This window comes from Ruegeria sp. D7 (assembly GCF_056534355.1).
The window spans coordinates 112011-130095 of record NZ_JBQFPG010000011.1 but is presented as its reverse complement, the minus strand read 5'-3'; the positions used below and the strand labels follow the sequence as shown (position 1 = coordinate 130095).

The window sequence follows — 18085 nt, the reverse complement described above, 5'->3', positions numbered from 1 at the left end:
GGAGGTACCCTTTCTGACAACTGCGTTCACCATTTCAAATGGCCTTTGATGCCCTGGCCTTGCAGGATCGACATCGTGCCTGCCGCGCCCAGGCCAAGGTAACCAGCGGACCGTCGGAAGAAGCCGCCAACGCCGCCCTGACGATGGCCTGCATCGATTTCGTCCACCCAATAATCGGCCGCTTCGCGCGCGGCGGTTTTTTCGCCTTTGATTGCGGAGCGAGCTTCGGTTCCGGCCAGTGCAATTGAGCCGAAAGCTGCGAGCCCGGCGGCAAGGACCGATCCGGCACCACCACCCGTGACGAGCTTGCCCGACACCGAGACCACGTTGAGAGTGCCCGAGGCCGTGCCCTCGACCACATTTGCAGTGCCAACGCCGGTCTCGCCTTCGGCGATTTGAGTGATCCCTGTGCCAACCTGAATGCCGCTGGCCGCCATACCGATCACCATGAGCCCACGGCCCATGACCCCTAGGATGGCGCGGCCCCCGGACAGGGTCTGCGACACTGCCTTGCTACCCCGCATTGCTTTGGCGAGCTTGGAGATTGAGGTGATTTTGCCTTGCTTGTTCACCATGTTCATGGTGTCGACTTTTTGCACCATCGACGCAGTGTCAGGCGCAGCGCCCGGGCGGTAGACTTGCACGGTGCCCTTTATCATGCCGGTATTGGTGTCGAATGAGGTCAACATTCCGTTTCCCTGTTTCGGGATCTCGATCAGCGTCCAATTGCCGTTGCCATGCGCCACCAGGTGAGACCTGACTCCGGCGACCTTCACACCCTGGGCATGGGTGGTGTTGACGTCTGCAAAGGAAACCATGGCAGTGGGCGGGTGCGTGTGTGCGATAGCCGTCGTTCCCTTTGGAATCGAGACCTCGGGCTTGGTGGCCGTGCCCTTCAATATCTTGAACGTGTTGTTCTCTTTGATAAGGGCGAACTCCTGCACGCTGCCTTCGGTGTTCCTGACCTGAGTCGCCAGCGCATCAAGCGTCTCAAGACCCTTCTGCAACGATGCAACTTCAAGGCCTCCGTTGGGCACAGTGGGCGGCGCAGTGCCCTCGGGATCGTTGAGCGTTACCGGGTTGTTATAGGCATAGGCATAAAGGTTCAGCCCGCCTTCAATTCCGATGGGATCGGCGCTGATCCATCGGCCGAGCCAAGGGGCGGCATAGCGGGCACCATGATGGTTAAGCCCGGTTTCGGCATCCCGCTCCATCGCGGTATATCGAAAACGTTTCGGACCTAGGCCAGCGGTGGCAACGCCTTGATAGGTGGTACTGCCAAAGGGGCTGTATTCCTCGTAAGACAGAACATTGCCGTTCTCGTCCAGTTCGATCCCCACACTGCCCACATGGTTACTGTGCTGATAACGAATGACGCGGCTGACCGCACCACCGGCGATCGTCGTCTCAACCAATGCAATACGGCCAGCTTCGTCCCCCACATGCAGGGTCTCTCGGGTCCGCGGGTTTGCACCCGGTTCGCGGATAATGTCGAACCCGCCCAGCGAGATCGTCTCGCGACGGATGGCTCCTGCAACGGTTTCTGTCACTTTTCGGATGCGGGTCCCGTCAGATGCGTAAACAAAGAATGTGCGGTCCCCCTGATGGGCAAGGCCGTCCGTATCACCCGGTCCAACTGCCTGACGGCGACACATACGCAGCTGGTTGTCGTGATCCCATTCAATCTGATCGAGGTGGGAAAGCCGCAACATGTTACCCATCGCGTCATAGCCATCGCCGCCCTGACTGATGATATCATTCAAGGCACCGACCGATGTTTGACTTAAGCGGTTCGAGGATACCCCCGCGGCCAGATCGCTGTCCTCGCCATAGGTGTAGGTCCGCGTCCAACCGGGCGCCACGGGATCAGAGCCCCGGTGGCGCATCTCAATCAAGTTGCCCGCAATGTCATAGTGAAAACGCTCAAGATAACGGCCAAGGGCGAAACCATCACTGCGGTGTGGCAGCCGGGTTCGCGCGGCATCGTTATAGCTGTGGGCACCGGGTGCGCCGCCTTGCTGGCCCAGATGTTCGCGGCCCGTCGCCTCGATCAAACGATGCAGGGCATCAAACGTATAGTCGTTAGAAGCATCAACACGGCGATTGCGGAAAAAGATCTGCTGTTGCGCGCTGTCGCGGATGTGGGTCACGTGGCCAGACACATCGTAGATCATGTGCTGCGCCTGCAAGTGGCATCCTGGCCAGCCTGCAACTGGCGGTGTCGGACAGTCCGAGCCAAATCCGATTGCATCGCGCCGGGTGATGATGCGTTCGGTGAGACGGGTCAACGGATCATGTAGGATTTCTGTTTCAACCGCGTTGCCATAGGTGATGCGTTCGCGGTCGCCCCAAGGGTTGTATGCAATGCCTGTGACCACGGCATGATCCGCAGTGGCGGGATCCAATAAAGTGTCAGGTGCCGCGGGTCGTGCGTGCCAGGTGTCCACCCGATCAAGCCGCGAGGACGGGTTATAGCGGTACTGCACAACCTGGATGCGCGCGCCCGGCCCTTGCGGTTGCAGCGGCACCAGTTGAACCGGACGGTCCAGCGCGTCATAGCGGGTTTGCCCTGCGAAAATCTCGGGCTCAGTCGCCACGGGTGCGGCCCAATCGAGCGTGGTGCGAAACTCCTGCGCCAGTTGCCGCTGGCTGCGGATTGGGTTGCCTTTGAAATCATGGGCCAGAATTTCCATCGTGCCGGATTGGTCGCGGCTGATCGCGATGCGTTTGCGGCGGTTCAGGGCTTCGGGTGTCGGCAGCGATTCTCCGTAGACCGTTTCATCGATCCGCAGCTCAGGAACCGCATTGATGCTTAGATGAGTGGCGATGGGTCGGCGCAATACATCGAATTCGTGGCGCAGCCGGTGGTCGCGCGCATCCCACGTAAACGCCGTTTCGCCATTTACATCCGATAGCCGCCAACGGGTACCGCCCTCCATACTGTCGGTCCGAATGGCGGTGCTGAGCATGTCGAAAGCGGTACGCTGAACCTCGCGCCCAAGCTCATCCCAGGTTCGGCGCGTATTGCCTTCGATATCGATTTCGGTCGCAACGCGGTGGAATGTCTCGGTCGGTAGGGTGCCCGGGGCCGTGTTGCTGTAGAGCGTGCGGTTCGTGGTGAGGCGCGCGATCAGCGCACCACGGGTATCTGCCAAAGCCCGCATCGGTGTGTCATCATAAAGCGCCGATTTCGATGCAGCCTCAGTGGCGCGCTCCCGGTCTTCGGGATCGGGGAAACGGGTCGCCAACGCCTGCGCTTGCGCCGGATCAGTGCGCAGCGCGTGCCAAGTGGGTAAATAGGCAGCCTGCGGCAACCTGCGGAAATGGTCGCCAAGATCGGGGTCTTGGGCGGGATCCGAAATCAGTACAGTATCGCCCGGGTCCCATGTCGTCTGGTCCCAAACAGAAAACCGGTGTTTGCTCCATGTATGATCGGGATTCAAAATCCCGATCTCTCTGCCCAATGCGTCGTAGAAGAAAATTGGGCTTACACCGATGCGGATGTCGGACTCATAGGTCGGGCGATCTGTGAAGAACGGTTCGAACTGTCGAACAATATTGCCTTTGTTGTTGCGCACTTGCCAGCCGGTACCGACCCAGCGTTGTGACTGCGATGCGGACATAACCGGCCGACCATCAGGTCCCAGCAGGATGCTCCCCGAGCCATCACGCGTTGGGACCGGACCGTCTTCGGCCTGAATCTTGCGTTGAATTTCCTGCCCCATCCCATCTGTAAAGGTAATTTCGGCCAGGAACGGGGTGGCTTGACCCGGCAAAAGATCACTGTCGTGAACCTCTCGATGCAGGGAAAGACCGATGACGGGTGATGGGACAGGATCCCCACGAGAGTGATAATAGGCCCAGGGATCATAAACATAACGCATTGTCGCGCGTCCAAGTGCTGCCAGAGCTTCAGGTCCACGCGGATCGTTCAGCACTTGGGTGCGTGCTGCAGGCACCAGTGTCGGATCAAAGCCATCCAGCCTGTCACCTTCGTCGGGCCCATCGACCTTGCCCATTCGGGCCATGCCGGTCACGCGGCCATAGGCGTCAAAGACCACCTCGCTGCGATTGCCGTTCTCATCGGTCAATACCGAGGCTTGCAAAACGCGATAATCCTGTCGGCGTTCGGTGATTGCGCCAGCTGGACCGGTCGAGCGTACCCCTGCCGACATGCGATTGCCCAATGCGTCCTGCGTTTCCTCGATCAGCAGGTCGAAAGCGTCATAGCGGGCTGTTGTTTCCGTATGTGTCGCAGGCTGATGGAACGGGTCCCGCAGGCGATGTGGTCGAAAAAAATGCTGACGTGCACATGCCAGCTCTTGCGCGGGCGTATCACCGCTTGAGGGCGACAAAAGCTGACGGTCCGATGGGCGCCACCACTGGCCGTCGCCGTCAATCTCGGTGTATCCCGCCTGCGCCATCTCGGCCGCACCAACGCGGCCTCCATAAACCTGCGTGACAAGACCCGGCGTGAAGGCCAGTTGGAAGCTTTGATGGAGAAGCCCCAAACTGCCCATCTGGCCAAGCGGCAGTGGGCCGGTCAGCGTATCATCCCGGAAATACTGACGGCGGTGTTCGATCAGACGACGCTGCACCTGACCCGCGGTTGGGGTCGTTTCATAAGCAAGATCGGCTGCAGCGTTCGCCTCTGTCTCGATCTCATCAAAGGACAAACGCGTACCCGGCGCTGGGCTTAGGCCGGTAAGCTCAAAGCTTTGTTCTTCACATGACACCGGGGCGCGGTAGGTTTGATCTGTCGCGATCAGGTCCGTGACGCGCCGCGTGTGTAATACCGCATATAACAGCGTCTGACGCGCCTGATCTTCAGGCGTCAGCGTCGGATCAGGTGTTTGCCGGCCATACATGACATCGACGCGGCGCAGTTCAGTCCCAAACGGGTCAACCTCCAGTATGACCTGATGCTGAAGGCGCGGGTCATCGGGGATCCGCTCATAATGCGCGGTTAGACTTTCCCGGGCATGGGTCAGAAACACGGCATGACGGTTGAGTCCACGGGACTGCAGCAAATGCACAGTCTGCGTTTGCTCGACCACCTGATAGGGGTGACCATTGGGATAGCCGGGCTCCGCCCTGCCATCGAGCGCATAGGTTTCACGCCGCAGCACCGTGCCGCGAAGCGCGCGCGCAGCCTCGCGGGTTTCTCCGGTTGTCAATCCGGGTGGCAACACCGTGTCTGGCAAAAGCCGCCGTCGCGCTTCAACATCGTCGTCACGCCAAGCGGGTGCGCGCCAGTATTCCCCACGATCCTGCCCATCAAGCAGACCAGCCAAGACATCGGGCAGACTACCTTGGTCGAGATACACGCCGGTATGAAACCATGTTCTGGTCAGTACGGGCGGAACATGAGATGCCGGGTCTTCGTTTGATGCCAGTGGCCCCAGCGCATCTGACGAGAGCGTCGCAAATTCCTCGGTGTCCCATTGTTCGACCATGCCGAACCCGCGAAACTCGCGCTCGACCCCGTCGAAATGACCATGGTGAAAGGCAAAGCGAGATACGAACCTGGTTTGCGCCACACGATCATGTGTGACGATGCGATCAACCACCTGCACCGGGAACGGCAGGCGCGTGGCCCAAGGACGTCCTTCATAAAGGTCTTGCAGGTAAAACCGCGACGACGAGGCATAGCGCAATTCGGTCTCGCCACCGAAATTGTTGACATATCGGGTCATGAGGTGCGGTTTTTGTCCGCCCATCAGATCGACGTAACGCAGAGGCTGACCTGCGTCGCGGGACAAAGTAGAGGACCACACAAGACAGGCGGTGCCCGTTCCAAATAGATCGAGCAGATCAACCGAAGTTTCGGTATCAAGCGGCGGCACATTCCCTAGGCGTCGACGCGGTGCAAGCCGGTTGCCAGACATGTTGAAATAGAGGTCGATACCTTCTGCACCCAGATAGACAATGTCGGTGGTGCCCGAGCCGTCGATATCCGTCAGGCGCAGGCGGCTGCGGTCGAACATTTCGGGGCGATCAAATTGTGGCGCGTCGTCCATCGCCACTTTGGTGCCGAAACGCCCATATCCGCAATTGGGCCAATAGGCGACTTCACCACAGCGGATACGAACCAGATCAGACAATCCGTCGCCGGACATATCCGCCAGAAAAATTGCAGCCTCCGGATCGGAAAACACAAGTCGGGGTCCGTCAGTGTCGTTCCATGGCTGCGCTTGCCTGCGCGCGGGGCCAAACCCGGCCTCGCCTTCAGAGGGGTGCCAGACAAAAGCGGTGTCCTCGGTCAGAAGAATGTCAGCAAGGCCATCGCCAGTCAGGTCAACCATCTTCATGCTGTCATTGGACGCATCTATATGTGGCCAATATTCAAACGCGCGGAAGTCGGACCAACCTGATTGCGCGTCGCGCTCATGGAACCCCGGGGTTGTCCGGTCCATTACCACCAGATCCGGGCGACCATCCCCAGCAAGGTCCATCCATTGACCTGACTCAGCAAATGCAGGCCGCTCGGCAACCAGCACGGGGGCAGCAAAGCGCGCCGTGCCGTTCATTGGCCCAAGGTTGCGAGTGTAATGCCAGGCACCCGGGGTCGAGGTCAGAATTCCACCAACACCGTCACCGTCCAAATCAACCCAGTTTGCCGGATCGGTTAGTCCGGCCGGAGCACCTTCGGTCTGCTCGCGGTCAAGGCTGCGTACAATATCGTTCACCTCGGCCCGGCTATAGGTGAATTCCACCGGTGGAATTGCCTGTCGTCTGTAGGCGAGGAACGTGGCTCCGTTCACATCGCGCGGTGAAACCGTATCGTCCGGAGCGAAGCCCGACTGCGCGACCGCCATGAGGAATGAGCCATAGCGCGTACTGCCGGGGTGCTGACGCTCGTCATCAGTGTCAGCACCGGGAGGGGTGAAATCGTCATAGGAAAACTCAGTTGCCTTCACGAGACCGCGATAGCCCGGTTCGCCCGTCGGCAGGTCGGGGATATCGTGAAATGTCAGAATTCTATGGCAGCGACGATAGCGCCGAACCTCAAAGCCCGCGCGGTAGCTTGATGTGGGGTCCGGGCGCACTTGCCAATTTCGGCCGGGATCAGCGGATGCATGGACAAGCTCATGCTGAGCATCCGCCGCCACGTTGGGATCAGGTGCGATTGGCAACAGGTGGTCTTCGCCATAATCGAATACGACCGTGAACAGCCATCCACCTGCATTCACATCCGGATCAACCAGACGAGAGACCCGATTACCATAGCGGATGCGTTTCAGGTACCGCTCGGCTGTGCGGGACCGATTGGCTTCGTGCGCCTGCGCCTGATCGATGCCAACTGCGTCTTCGGCGACATGCTCGTATCGGATGGCGTTGCCTTTGTCGTCGATGGTCTCGGACAACAACCAGCGAAATACACGGGCGGGGTCGTCCGGGTCTGCCACCCTTGATAGGCCTGACGCGCCATAGATCGAAGTGACGTTTTCGCGCGACGTGACACGCCAATGCGCGATACCCGTCGCCTCGTCTGTCCACCGCTCAATGCGGGCAAAGGTGCTTTCGATCCGGGGGCGGAACCTGTGGATGGTCACACCTGGAAACCGCGCGCGATCTTCCCATTGTGCCCCCTGAGAATCGAGCAGCGGCACCAAATCTTCAGACCCAGAAATCAGGAAGACATCCGATCCGGCGGCATCGTCGTATTGGGGCAGGCCTTTTTCCGTTTTGCGCGTGATCTCGGGCAGCGAAAGTGACCATCCAAAGCCGAAGATGCCGCTGCTGGTACCCGCCTCATAGGTCAATTGCAGCTCTGGTGTGAAACCACCACGCCCGGGACTGACAGGAACCGGAATCGTCAAGGACGCAGATCCGGTCACCGGGTTCGAGCTGATCTTTTCGCCTATACCAGAGATTGCACCACCGCCTTTCGGCAGATTGAGCGACAGCACGTCTTTGCCAGCGCCATTGTCACCTGAAATGGCGGAAGCTTCCGACCTTTGGGGTCGGGAAATGGGAGTGGAGCCTAACATTCGGCCACCATAAATTCGTCATAAAAATATCAGCGCCACAGGGGTGCTTTACGTAGGGTAAGCAATCGGAAACCGCTGGGTCAATGCAATCAGATGGGATCGGCGATTGTCTGCCGTACCGTTCTGGTTGTGTTGTTAAGCACAACCTCGCAAGCCTTGGACAAGGCTACGAAGTTTCATTGCGCCGGCAGCTTATCACCGGGGTTGCGGGACCTGTAGAAACAATAAATCAGTAGGGGTAAGGGCAGGGTTCGCGTGCGAATCCGGTTCATGCGGACCAGCTAGAATCAGCGATCCGACTAACGGACGCGCCTGAGGTAAACGTAATAGGCGCCATCGCCGCCATGGCTGATATGTGCGGGTGTTACCTGCAGCACCGCTTGTGCAAGTGGCGGAATAGACAACCAGTGGGGCACCTGATTGCGCAAGACCCCACGCGGCGTTGGAATGGGTCCCGGTTCGTCCCGGTCCTTGCCCTTGCCGGTTATGACCAACACCAGACGTTTGCGCTGTGCCTGTGCGGTCAGGATGAACCGAACCAATGCGGGATGGGCAGCGCTCATGCGCATCCCGTGCAGGTCCAGCTTGTCTTCGGGCTTGAGCTTGCCGCGTTTCATGCGACCAAAAGACTTGGTGTCCATCTGCACCGGATTTGCCCGCAAACCTTCGGTGATCGATGGCTTCAGGTTATTCCGTGACGGTTTGGTTGGCGCAGTCTGACCCAGTTCAAAGGCTTCGATCCGCGCCTTGGGCGTTTTGGTCGGTTTGGGCTTGGGCAAGGTAGTGGGGTGCACAGTCTGAGGCAGTTCGGGGTGCAAACGCTCAGCCTGTTTGGCGACCTTGCGCCACAAATCGATCTCATCCGCAGTCAGTTTGCGCCGGGTCATCAGAACTCATCCGGTAACAGGGCGTAGGCCCTCTGGATCGGCAACAGCACAACCATACGGCCGGGATCCTTCAAGCGACCGGCGGCCTGCCCGGCATCATCCCCTGTGCCAAAGAAAATGTCGGCACGTTGCGCACCCTTGATCGCCGATCCGGTGTCTTGTGCGATCATCAATCGGCGCAGCGGGTTTTTGCCATCCTTTTCTACCCAAACTGGCGCGCCCAAAGGTGTATAAGCCGGATCTGCCGCGATACTGCGCATCGTGGTCACTGAGCGGTTCATGGCGCCTAACGGCCCGAACTCGGGCGCGACACGCGTCACTTCACGGAAGAAAACATACGAAGGGTTGTGTAGTAACAGCTCAGCCCCGGCTTCAGGGTTTTTGCGTACCCAGGTCCGGATCATCTGCGCGCTGACCTGGTGCGCGCCCAGCGCACCCCGTCGGACCAGTTCCGCGCCGATCGAGCGATAGGGATGCCCATTCGCACCGCCATATCCAACCCGCAATGCACCGCCATCGGGCAGACGTATCCGGCCCGAGCCTTGAATTTGCAGAAAGAACAGCTCAACAGGGTCATCGACCCACGCTATCTCAAGGCCCCGACCTGTCAGGGCGTCACCGGTCAGCAGGTCACGGCGACTGAGCCACTTGCCCGCCTCTCGCGCCTCGGGCGGCATCCGGTAGAGTGGATAGCGGTATTTGTCAGTTGGGGTTTTCGACCCATCCAGTTCAGGTTCAAAATATCCGGTGAACAGGGCGTCATCGCCGTCTTCGACCAGAACAGGACGAAAGAACAGCTCGAAAAAAGCCCGCGCCGCGCCAGGTTCATAACTCTGAGCCACGCCACACAGCGCCTGCCAATCAGGATCGTCCAGATCACCACAGGTGTTCAGAAAAACCGAAAGGGCCGCCCCGTGATCGTCGGCGGCCCAGCCATCGAGGTCATCGAATGACAGGATGGATCGCGTCGCCTCGGCTCCGGCGGCGCTGGCAGTGGTCATGACGACCCCCAGAAATAGCGACCGGAGCGCTGCAATCATGCGTCCGTGGCAACAAGCAGCCAGTTCGGATCGTCCGCGCCCATGACACGGGCAAAGGTCCAGCTGTCCTTTTGGCGTTTGACGGTGTTCGGGTTGCCTTCGACAATATCCCCGCCGCGATCGCGCACGACCGACGTCAGCTCACCGATAAAGCGCATGGTGATCTCGGCCTGATTGGTATCCTTATCGAAGGTCGCATCGACCAGAGTGGTTTCACGCACCCCGATGAATTCGGCTTCGATGGTCAGACCTTTGTCTTCGCGATCCGCAACAACCGATACAAAACTGTCGAATACTTCTTCGGACAGGAACGGCTGGATTTCGTCCAGATTGCCCTTTTCAAAGCCCATCACGATCATCTCATAGGCGCCGCGCGCGCCCTGTACAAATTCGCTGACAGAAAAACTGGGTTCGACCCGCTTCATTGCGGCCAATGTTTGCGCCTGTTCACTGTCTTCGGCCACATGGTCGGTGATGTCGTGATCTGGCCCGCCTTCAATCACTTCGAAATCACGGCGCGCGCCATTGGTATCAGGCTGTTGCTGAAGGGGCGGTTTCTCAAAACCTTCGCGTGTACCCAACACGCTTTTCAAGCGCAGGATCAGGAAAATGGCAATTCCGGCCAGCACCAGAAGCTGGATCAGGGGTGAGTTCATTTCGTCCTCTTTTCAGAACCCGGGCTTTGTATACGCTGCCCTCTGCCACTATGTAGGTGACAGTCGGGGCCAAGTCCACAGCCCGGACCATGCTAAAGGATACCGCAAATGTACTTGTTCTTGGCTTTTTTATTGGTTCCGATCATCGAGATCGCCTTGTTTATACAGGTTGGCGGTCTGATCGGGCTTTGGCCGACGCTTGCAATCGTGGTTCTGACCGCCGTTCTGGGCACGATTCTGGTGCGGACACAAGGTCGCATGGCGCTGGCCAATTTGCAGCGATCCTTTGCCGAATTGGACGACCCAACCGAACCGCTGGCCCATGGGGCGATGATCTTGCTGTCTGGTGTTTTGCTGCTGACACCAGGGTTTTTCACCGATGCCATTGGTTTTGCGCTGCTTGTTCCCGGCATCCGGGTCGCAGTGTTCCGCTATCTCAAGTCCAAGGCGACCATCACGCATTTTCAAATGGGCACCGGCGCACAATTCAGGTCGGGGCCAAACCCGTTTGATCAGGACGATGTGATAGATGGCGAATTCACCGAGATTCGCCCTCGCCAGAACTCCGGAAAGCCGTCGAAGTGGGTGGAAGGCCCGCACCAGCATTGAGCTATCTGGCCCAAATTGCTAAGCAGTGCCGAATTTCAATTCCGGAGAAGTTTCATGGCTGACGAAAGCCCTGCAGAAAACACCGCCGCACAGGCAGCCCCTCAGATCCAGATGCGCGTTCTGGGACAGTTCATTCGCGACATGTCCTTTGAAAACGTCATGGCGCAAAAAGGCGTCTCAGGCGACGTACAGCCCGAGATTTCAGTTCAGGTCAATCTGGACGCAAAGAAACGCACGACCGAGCACCAGTATGAAGTCTCGATCAAGCTAAGACTGACATCCAAGGCCAAGGGCCTGGAAGACGTCCTGTTCCTGTGCGAAATCGACTATTGCGGCCTGTTCCACGTGGAAGGTGTGCCCGAAGATCAAATGCATCCGTTCCTGATGATCGAATGCCCGCGCATGCTGTTTCCGTTCCTGCGCCGCATCGTCAGCGACATAACCCGCGACGGTGGCTACCCGCCGGTCAACCTGGATAACATTGATTTCGTGGCGCTCTATCGCAACGAACTGGCGCGCCGTCAGGCGGCCGCACAAGAGCAAAAAACCGACGCCTAAGGTTTTGGTCCGCGTCTGGTTCGGGTCAGGCGCGGGTCCACAGGGCGTTCTCGCCCAGCTTTTCAACAAATTTCTGATGTGCTTCGCGCTCATCCTCGGTGATCCGGGATGGCAGGGCATCGGGTCGCGCTGTCGGGCGCCATTCCTCACCACCGCCAGACGCTGCACTTGCCGACGTTGACAATCCAAAGTCGGGCTGACGGCCTCCGATCAGCTCCAGATACACTTCGGCCAGAATTTCCGAGTCAAGCAGCGCGCCGTGCAGCACCCTGTTCGAATTGTCGATGCCAAACCGGCGGCACAATGCATCCAACGAAGCGGGTGATCCCGGAAACCGTTTGCGGGCAATGGCCAGCGTGTCGATTGCCTGATCCATCGGGATCAGCGACACCCCCATCCAGCCCAGTTCGGCGTTCAGAAACTTCATGTCGAACGAGGCGTTGTGGATCACCAGCTTGGCGTCACCCACGAATTCACGAAACCCTTGCCCAACCTTGGCAAAGACAGGTTTGTCCTTCAGCGTCACTTCGCCCTTTTCCGGCGGGCGCGGGTTTTCCAGCAGGTCGGGACCGATGCCATGCACACCAAATGCCTCTTCCGGCATAGAACGCTCGGGGTTGATGTATACGTGATAAGTTTCTCCTGTGGCCACGTGGTTCCACAGCTCAACCGCGCCGATCTCGACGATCCGGTCGCCGCTTTCGGGATCAAACCCTGTGGTCTCGGTATCGAGTACAATCTCACGCATCTGCCAACCCTGCCCGTATCTGCCTGACGATATCCTGCACCTGCGCGCGAGCATGGTCCAGAGTATCCGTGACAATCACGAAATCCGACCGCCCGCATTTCTCTTCGTTTGGCATTTGCTTGGAGCGAATCTGCTCAAACTGCGCCTCATTCATCGTGCCGCGCGCCATGACCCGTCTTTTTTGTTCTTCAGCAGAGATTGAAACACAAGCAACAGCATCCATCGCCGCATCACCACCGGTTTCAAACAACAGCGGAATGTCGAATACCAAGATATCGGCGGACGACGAAGATCGAAATGAGGCGCGATCCGCCGCTACCAGAGGGTGTACGATTTTTTCAATTGTTTTTAGCGCGTTAGGATCATTCGCAATGATTTGCTTCAACGCATCCCGGCTGACCGCATCCTCGGCAATGGCGGTAGGAAACGTAATCCGCATGGGCTCAACCGCAGCGCCGCCCTTTGCATAGAGCCGATGCACCGCAGCATCCGCATCCCAAAGCGCACAGCCTTCATCTGCAAACATCTGAGCGGTCGTACTCTTGCCCATACCGATTGATCCGGTGAGCCCCAGCGCAAAACTCATGCCAAGGCCGCCGCGCGGGTTTCAGCGTCCACTTCGGGGCGAACACCGAACCAGCGTTCAAACCCGGGAACAGCTTGATGCAGCAACATTCCCAGCCCGTCGACCGTTGTACATCCAACCTCTTCCGCCTGTTGTAACAGATGCGTTTGAAGCGGCGCGTATACCAGATCGGTGACAACAGCGCCGGGTTGCAATCCATCCAGTGGAACGCGTAACTCTGGCTGCCCTTGCATACCCAAAGACGTAGTATTCACGACCAGTTCTGCATCTTCGATCACGTTGCCCGCCTGCACCCAGTCGACGACCGTAATCCGTTGGCCGAACTCTTCTTTCAAATGATCCGAACGGGTGCGGGTGCGATTGGTCAGCAGGATTTCAGGCACTCCGGCTTCTGCCAGCGCTTGAAGCACCGCCCGCGCAGCACCGCCCGCACCAAATACTACCGCAGGCCCATCTTGCGGGTTCCAATCAGGCGCACCGCTGCGAAGATTGGCCATGAACCCGTAGCCATCCGTATTATCCGCGTGAATTGAACCATCCTCGCGGAATACAAGCGTATTTGCCGCCCCGATGACTGAGGCTCGGTCCGAGACATGATCCGCTAACCGCAAAGCAGCCTCTTTATGCGGTACGGTCACGTTGGCCCCAACAAACCCAGCCTTGGGTAGTGTCCGCAGAACGGTTTCCAGATCGGCCGGGGCGACATCCATTGGGATGTAGTGCCCCACCAATCCATAGGTTTTCAGCCAATGCCCGTGCAGTTTTGGCGAGCGGGAATGCGCAATGGGTTGCCCAATCACGCCGGCCAGAGGAACGCGATGCTCCGTCATTGATCGATCACTCCCTTCACGGCCAGAAAATTGAGCAGCTCTAACAGGGGCATACCCAAGACGTTAAAGTAGTCGCCGTCAATGGTGGCAAACAGGCGCACGCCTTCTTCTTCCAGTTTATAAGCCCCCACTGCGTGCCGAATACTGTCCCAGTTCCGCGCCACGTAATCACGTAAATAAGCATCCGAACTGGCCCGCATCCGCAAACGCACCTGACCTACATGCCGCCAGATGGGCTCACCATCCTGATAGATCACCGCCGCCGACAGCAACATATGTCGCTTGCCGCGCATTGCTTTAAGCTGCGCCAGTGCTTCTTCCGGCGTTTCCGGCTTCGACAGCATCTGACCTTCGAAATCCAGAACCTGATCGCAACCCAGAACCATAGTGCCGGGCACTTTGTCACTGATCTTACGTGCTTTCATTTCGGCAAGCGCATCGGCAACATCACGGGGCGGAGCTCCCTCAGCCATCAGGGCGCGTTTGGCTGTGTCTTCATCCACCCGCGCGATCTGAACCGAAAACGGGACGCCTGCGTTTCTGAGCAACTGCGCGCGGATCACGGACCCTGAGGCAAGGACTATGGGGACAGTCATGTGGAAAACCCCGTGTGCAAATCAATGAGTAGTCTCGAATGGTTTGTATGGCTTTCCGGTTGACACGCAACCCCGGGAATTTGGCGCAAGACTTCCCCGAGTCGCCCGGATCCTGTCCAGACGGGACAAGGATAAGTTGGAATACTCGGATAAGCATCCCGTCCCGGATTGTTCCAATGGTTATCCACAATTCAGCCCGAGCTTTTATCTCATAATTTATTGTTATTAATCATTTTTTTTCTTGATCAACAGATTCTGCGCCGATGTGCTTCACTTTTTCCACCTGGGGAAAAAGGCAGGACAAAAAAGTAATCCACCGAATTTGACCTCCCTACAAAACCATCATCCTTTTTCTTTCTAATTTTTTTTATTAGGAGGGTTTCAGGTAAGCCCGGAATACCCAATGACCGATATTCTTTTCGCAATATACCCTTGGGTGAAATCGCTGCACATCATGGCCGTGATTTCATGGATGGCTGGTTTGTTCTATCTGCCCAGATTGTTCGTGTATCACGTTGAAAAGGCGCAAGCCGTAGAGGGTGCGCAACAGATTTTCTTTGAAATGGAAGAAAAGCTGCTGCGTGTGATCATGCGCCCCGCAATGGTCGTGGCCTGGATTTGCGGGCTGATCATGGTTTTCACGCCTGGTATTGTCGGATGGGACTGGAGCTGGCCCTGGGTCAAAGGCGCAGCAGTGATCGGCATGACATGGTTTCACCATTGGCTTATGGCTCGGCGCAAGGACTTTGCTGAGGGGCGAAATAAGCTGACTGGGCGGCAGTACCGCATGATGAATGAGGTTCCGACCGTTTTAATGGTTGTTATCGTTCTAGCGGTCGTTGTGAAGTTCTGAGGGCCTGTTTGACTCTTCTTAGATAAGCGCTTATCTAACGCGTAACGCGCCCGTCCGGGCGAGGTATCTTCCGTTCTGAAATTCCACTCTGGTGCCGCGATCCAAGCGGCCGAGGTTCGTATCATCATGACAACTGAATCCCTGAATCTGGCCGATCTGAAGGCCAAAAGCCCCAAAGACCTTCTGGCCATGGCCGAGGAGCTTGAGGTCGAAAACGCCTCAACCATGCGCAAGGGCGAGATGATGTTTCAGATTCTGCGCGAACGTGCGGATGAGGGCTGGACTATCGGTGGCGACGGCGTGCTGGAGGTTTTGCAAGACGGGTTCGGGTTTCTGCGCTCGCCCGAGGCGAACTATCTACCCGGACCGGATGACATTTATGTTTCGCCTGACATGATCCGCAAGCACTCGCTGCGCACTGGAGATACGGTTGAAGGTGAGATCAAAGCGCCTGACGAGAATGAACGTTACTTTGCGCTGACAAATGTCACCAAGATCAACTTTGAAAATCCGGACAAGGCCAAACACAAGATTCTGTTCGACAACCTGACGCCTCTGTATCCGGATGAGCGTCTGAAGATGGAAATCGAAGATCCGACCATCAAGGACAAGTCTGCTCGCGTGATCGATTTGGTTTCGCCGATTGGTAAAGGTCAGCGATCGCTGATCGTGGCGCCTCCGCGGACTGGTAAGACGGTGATCCTGCAGAACATCGCGCATTCCATCGAGCAGAACCACCCGGAATGTTATCTGATCGTCCTGCTGATCGACGAACGCCCGGAAGAGGTGACCGACATGCAACGCTCGGTGAAGGGTGAGGTTGTGTCTTCGACCTTTGATGAACCCGCGACTCGCCACGTGGCCGTGTCGGAAATGGTCATCGAAAAGGCCAAGCGCCTGGTCGAGCATAAACGAGATGTTGTTATTCTACTCGATTCGATAACAAGACTTGGTAGGGCATTCAACACTGTGGTGCCATCTTCGGGTAAAGTTCTGACCGGTGGTGTGGATGCAAATGCTCTGCAACGGCCCAAGCGCTTCTTTGGTGCTGCGCGGAACATCGAAGAAGGTGGATCGCTGACCATCATCGCCACCGCCCTGATCGACACCGGCAGCCGGATGGACGAAGTGATCTTCGAAGAATTCAAAGGCACCGGTAACTCGGAAATCGTTCTGGATCGTAAGATCGCAGACAAACGCGTGTTCCCGGCAATCGACATCCTCAAATCCGGCACCCGGAAAGAGGATCTGCTGGTCGACAAGGGTGATCTGGCCAAGACATTCGTTCTGCGCCGCATCCTCAATCCGATGGGCACAACAGATGCAATCGAGTTCCTGTTGTCGAAGTTGAAACAAACCAAGACGAACGGCGAGTTCTTCGATTCAATGAACACCTGACAAGGTTCTGGCACTGACGCGGGGGCTATCAATGGATACGATATTCGCCCTGGCCAGCGCCCAGGGCAAAGCAGGCGTGGCTGTGATCAGGCTTTCTGGTCCGCAGGCATATGCCTCCGCCAATGAGTTGTCTGGCGGGGGCCTGCCAAGGCGTGGAATGACAGTACGAACACTCAGCGCGTCGGATGGATCGCGGTTGGATGAGGGCTTGGTTCTGACGTTTCAGGCCCCGTCCAGCTTTACCGGCGAAGACGTGGCCGAGCTTCAGATTCACGGAAGTATGGCGTCAGTCAACGCTGTGCTGACCTCTCTTTCGGATATGGACGATCTTCGGCTGGCCGAACCTGGTGAGTTCACGCGTCGTGCATTGGAAAACGGCAAGATGGATCTGGCGCAGGTCGAAGGCCTTGCTGATCTGATTGATGCAGAAACCGAAGCACAACGGAAACAAGCGCAGACGATTTTGGCTGGTGCTTTGGGCACATTAGCAGAAGGTTGGCGGCGTGATCTGATCCGCGCGGCCTCCTTGTTGGAAGCCGTGATTGATTTTGCTGATGAAGAGGTGCCGACAGATGTATCACCTGAGGTTCGGACGTTGATCTCTGGTGTGATGGCCGAATTGACCCAAGAAGCCAAAGGTGTTCGGATCGCCGAGCGCATTCGCACCGGCTTTGAGGTCGCCATAGTTGGTCTTCCGAACGCAGGAAAATCGACCTTGCTGAATGCGTTGGCAGGGCGGGAAGCCGCAATCACCTCAGAATATGCCGGGACAACCCGCGATGTAATCGAAGTTCGCATGGATTTGGACGGACTGCCTGTCACGCTGTTGGATACGGCTGGTTTGAGACAGACCGAAGATCACGTTGAAAACCTTGGAATTGAACTGGCGCGCAAGCGGGCAGAGGCCGCTGATTTGCGGGTGTTTCTGACGGATGACCCTGATCACTTAGGTGTACCGAGGCAGACGGAAGACATTCATGTTCTGCCAAAATCTGACCTACGTGGGCCTTCTGCCGGCGGCATATCAGGAAAAACCGGGCAGGGGATTGACCAGCTGATAGACAACATATCGCGTGTATTGATAGCCCAAACTGCTAGTCATGGTATTGCAACGCGGGAACGCCATCGCGTTGCGATGACAAAAGCAGCTGACTCTCTTGCCGCTGCGCAAGCTGTTCTGGAATCAGGCCCAGATATGTATGATATAGCTGCTGAAGAACTAAGGACGGCCATTCGGTCGCTTGAGTCTCTGGTTGGCAGGATTGATGTCGAGACCCTTTTGGATGAAATCTTCGCAAGTTTCTGTCTGGGAAAATAGGGAGTGTTTCAC

Annotated in this window: 13 protein-coding genes; 5 read left to right on the top strand and 8 right to left on the bottom strand. The window is 57.4% G+C overall.

The genetic code is table 11. The features are described 5' to 3' along the window. Positions 1-26: 26 nt before the first annotated feature. The 4 genes from ACRZ9U_RS15650 to ACRZ9U_RS15635 all read right to left on the bottom strand — a co-directional run bounded on the left by ACRZ9U_RS15650 (position 27) and on the right by ACRZ9U_RS15635 (position 10577). Positions 27-7994 (bottom strand): SpvB/TcaC N-terminal domain-containing protein, encoded by a 7968-nt coding sequence (locus ACRZ9U_RS15650; protein ID WP_170408813.1) that lies wholly within the window; start codon positions 7992-7994, stop codon positions 27-29. Positions 7995-8293: 299 nt separating this feature from the next. Continuing rightward, the gene (locus ACRZ9U_RS15645) at positions 8294-8881 is read right to left on the bottom strand and encodes a Smr/MutS family protein (RefSeq protein ID WP_170408812.1); all 588 of its coding nucleotides are present in this window, start codon (positions 8879-8881) and stop codon (positions 8294-8296) included. Next, positions 8881-9921: a murein transglycosylase A gene (gene mltA, locus ACRZ9U_RS15640; protein WP_170408811.1), complete on the bottom strand. Its 1041-nt coding sequence runs from the start codon at positions 9919-9921 to the stop codon at positions 8881-8883. The genes ACRZ9U_RS15645 and mltA overlap by 1 nt, the downstream gene beginning before the upstream one ends. Next, a complete protein-coding gene (locus ACRZ9U_RS15635; protein WP_170399461.1) occupies positions 9918-10577 on the bottom strand; it encodes a Tim44/TimA family putative adaptor protein in 660 nt (219 codons plus the stop codon). The genes mltA and ACRZ9U_RS15635 overlap by 4 nt, the downstream gene beginning before the upstream one ends. Positions 10578-10685: 108 nt before the next feature. Here ACRZ9U_RS15635 and ACRZ9U_RS15630 point away from each other — a divergent pair, with 108 nt between their 5' ends. Together ACRZ9U_RS15630 and secB are read left to right on the top strand one after the other, a co-directional pair. Next, positions 10686-11186, top strand: coding sequence for an FxsA family protein (locus ACRZ9U_RS15630; RefSeq protein ID WP_170408810.1), 501 nt, complete (start codon positions 10686-10688; stop codon positions 11184-11186). 54 nt (positions 11187-11240) lie between these two features. Continuing rightward, positions 11241-11744, top strand: a complete 504-nt coding sequence (secB, locus tag ACRZ9U_RS15625) for a protein-export chaperone SecB (protein WP_170408809.1) — start codon at positions 11241-11243, stop codon at positions 11742-11744. A 25-nt stretch (positions 11745-11769) separates the two neighbouring features. On the opposite strand, the gene dnaQ is transcribed toward secB, so the two are convergent. Genes dnaQ through ACRZ9U_RS15605 form a run of 4 tightly spaced genes read right to left on the bottom strand, consistent with a single transcriptional unit; the run spans position 11770 to position 14504 of the window. Further along, positions 11770-12492, bottom strand: a complete 723-nt coding sequence (gene dnaQ / locus ACRZ9U_RS15620; RefSeq protein WP_170408808.1) for a DNA polymerase III subunit epsilon — start codon at positions 12490-12492, stop codon at positions 11770-11772. Further along, positions 12485-13078 carry a dephospho-CoA kinase gene (gene coaE, locus ACRZ9U_RS15615; protein ID WP_170408807.1) on the bottom strand — a complete coding sequence of 198 codons (594 nt, stop codon included), beginning with the start codon at positions 13076-13078 and terminating at the stop codon, positions 12485-12487. Before coaE ends, dnaQ begins: the two co-directional genes overlap by 8 nt. Continuing rightward, positions 13075-13908 carry a shikimate dehydrogenase gene (locus ACRZ9U_RS15610; protein ID WP_480902322.1) on the bottom strand — a complete coding sequence of 278 codons (834 nt, stop codon included), beginning with the start codon at positions 13906-13908 and terminating at the stop codon, positions 13075-13077. The genes coaE and ACRZ9U_RS15610 overlap by 4 nt, the downstream gene beginning before the upstream one ends. Next, a complete protein-coding gene (locus ACRZ9U_RS15605) occupies positions 13905-14504 on the bottom strand; it encodes a nucleoside triphosphate pyrophosphatase (RefSeq protein WP_170408806.1) in 600 nt (199 codons plus the stop codon). The genes ACRZ9U_RS15610 and ACRZ9U_RS15605 overlap by 4 nt, the downstream gene beginning before the upstream one ends. A gap of 403 nt (positions 14505-14907) precedes the next feature. Between ACRZ9U_RS15605 and hemJ the strand changes: the two genes are divergently transcribed. The 3 genes from hemJ (at position 14908) to mnmE (ending at position 18073) form a co-directional block, all read left to right on the top strand. Continuing rightward, positions 14908-15357: a protoporphyrinogen oxidase HemJ gene (hemJ, locus tag ACRZ9U_RS15600; RefSeq protein WP_170408805.1), complete on the top strand. Its 450-nt coding sequence runs from the start codon at positions 14908-14910 to the stop codon at positions 15355-15357. 126 nt (positions 15358-15483) lie between these two features. After that, the gene (gene rho, locus ACRZ9U_RS15595) at positions 15484-16755 is read left to right on the top strand and encodes a transcription termination factor Rho (RefSeq protein WP_170399438.1); all 1272 of its coding nucleotides are present in this window, start codon (positions 15484-15486) and stop codon (positions 16753-16755) included. Between the two features lie 31 nt (positions 16756-16786). Beyond that, positions 16787-18073: a tRNA uridine-5-carboxymethylaminomethyl(34) synthesis GTPase MnmE gene (mnmE, locus tag ACRZ9U_RS15590; RefSeq protein WP_170408804.1), complete on the top strand. Its 1287-nt coding sequence runs from the start codon at positions 16787-16789 to the stop codon at positions 18071-18073. Positions 18074-18085: the final 12 nt, after the last annotated feature.